We start from the raw sequence: 1,737 nt of genomic DNA on the forward strand, positions 1-1,737 counted from the left end.
CGCAAGTCGGCGGCAAACGTCCGCCACTACAGGATTTCAGCGTTCCTCCCGCGGAAACAACTGACAAAGCCAAGGCCAACTATCTGGTTGCCTTGCCGCCTGCATGCGCGGGTATCAAACGGAGATTTCGACGAGACATGCATTCAGATATTCATCGTGGGCGTGTGGCCCACTTCATCGCAACGCTGATCCTGGCGGCCGTCACGTCGACGGCGCTGGCTGCCGAGCCACCCCTGACCTTGGCAGCGGCCTTGCAGCTTGCCGAAGCGGCCAACCCCCAACTTCGGGCAGCGCAAGCCGAACTGGCCGCCACCGAGGGGCAACTCGATGACACCCGTGGCCTGCTCTGGAACAACCCGCAACTAGCCGCCGAACAGGCCCGCCGCAAGGTTCCTCTCCCGGGCCAGGGAAATGACACCCTGCGGGAGTGGGGTGCCGATCTTTCCCAGACCCTGGAGATCGCAGGTCAGCACGGCTATCGTCGCAGCGCGGCTGAGCAGGATCTGGCCGCACTCAAGGAAAGCATCGAAGAGACTCGCCGGCGGGTCCTCGCCGAGGTCGAGCAGAAGTTCGTCCAGGTATTGGGCCTGCAGACGCGTGCCACGACCGAGGCTGAACTGGTCAGCTTGATCAGGGATGCTGCTGGAGCGGCAAGAAAACGCTTTGCGGCGGGCGAGGATACCAAGCTCGACAGCAATCTCGCGGAGGTTGAGCTCGGCCGCGCCGACAATCAGCTGCAGGCGGCGCGCGAGCAGCTCATCCAGGCCCGCGCAGATCTCGCCGCCACACTGCAATTGCCGGCCGAAGCGCTGCCGGAAGTACGAGGGACGCTGGCCTCCGAAGTGGCCACGCCATACACCCTGGACGAGCTGCTGACCACAGCCGCTGACCGGCCGAAATTGCGTGCGCTGGAGTACCAGGAGCAGGCCGCTCGCAGTCGACTGGGTTTGGAGCGTGCCGCGGCATACCCGGACGTGACTGTCGGCGTTTTCACGGCCCGTGAAGGACCAAGCGATGCACGCGAGCAGGTCACCGGCGTTTCCGTTTCCCTACCCCTGCCACTGTTTCGGCGCAACGCCACCGGCATCGGCAGAGCGGTCACCGACGTGAGTAAAGCCCAGATCGAGCGCGAGATGGCCGGTCGGGACGCGCGCGCAACGGTCCTGACTCTGTGGCAGAAGCGGGAAAGCCTGCGTGGTCGGGTAAAGCAGCTCGATCAAGTTGTCCTGCAACGCCTGAACGAGAACAAGCGTCTGTCCGTAGCAGCCTACCGGGCTGGTGAGATCAGCCTCGCTCAACTCCTGCTGGCAACCCGGCAAGTTCTGGATACCCGCCGCGAAGTACTGGAGGCGATGATCGATCTGGCCCTGGTGCGCATCGAACTCGAGCAGGCAGCGGGCTGGCATCGGTAGCCGAAGAGCTCGTGATGAGCCATCACCGAGTCGCACACGGCACCCATCACCTGAAAACGTATCCATTGGAAGATCATTCATGAACAAGCTATTCCACGTACTTCCAGCGCAGCGGGCGGCACTTCTCGCGCTCGGCTTCTCCGCCCTGATTCTCGGCGGCTGTGGCAAGACCGAATCTCCGGCCACCACCGCCAAGGCCGGCACGGCAATGAACAGCGCCGAAGAGCCGCACGCCCCTGCCGAGAAGCCAGGTGAGCACCAGGGCAAGGACGAACACGCTGCGGGCGAGAAAGCCGGGACGCACGCTGGCGAGGCTAGCAAAGAC

Annotated in this window: 1 protein-coding gene and 1 pseudogene; both read left to right on the forward strand. The window is 64.0% G+C overall.

Annotated features, from left to right (window positions below; genetic code table 11):
* Window positions 1-1,412, forward strand: a 1,412-nt coding sequence (locus tag E4Q08_RS23485; protein ID WP_308240214.1) for a TolC family protein, incomplete at its 5' end; no start/stop codon positions are given.
* Between the two features lie 79 nt (window positions 1,413-1,491).
* Window positions 1,492-1,737: pseudogene (locus tag E4Q08_RS23490) on the forward strand (efflux RND transporter periplasmic adaptor subunit); the annotation flags it as partial.

This window comes from Candidatus Accumulibacter contiguus (assembly GCF_012940005.1).
GTDB lineage: Bacteria > Pseudomonadota > Gammaproteobacteria > Burkholderiales > Rhodocyclaceae > Accumulibacter > Accumulibacter contiguus.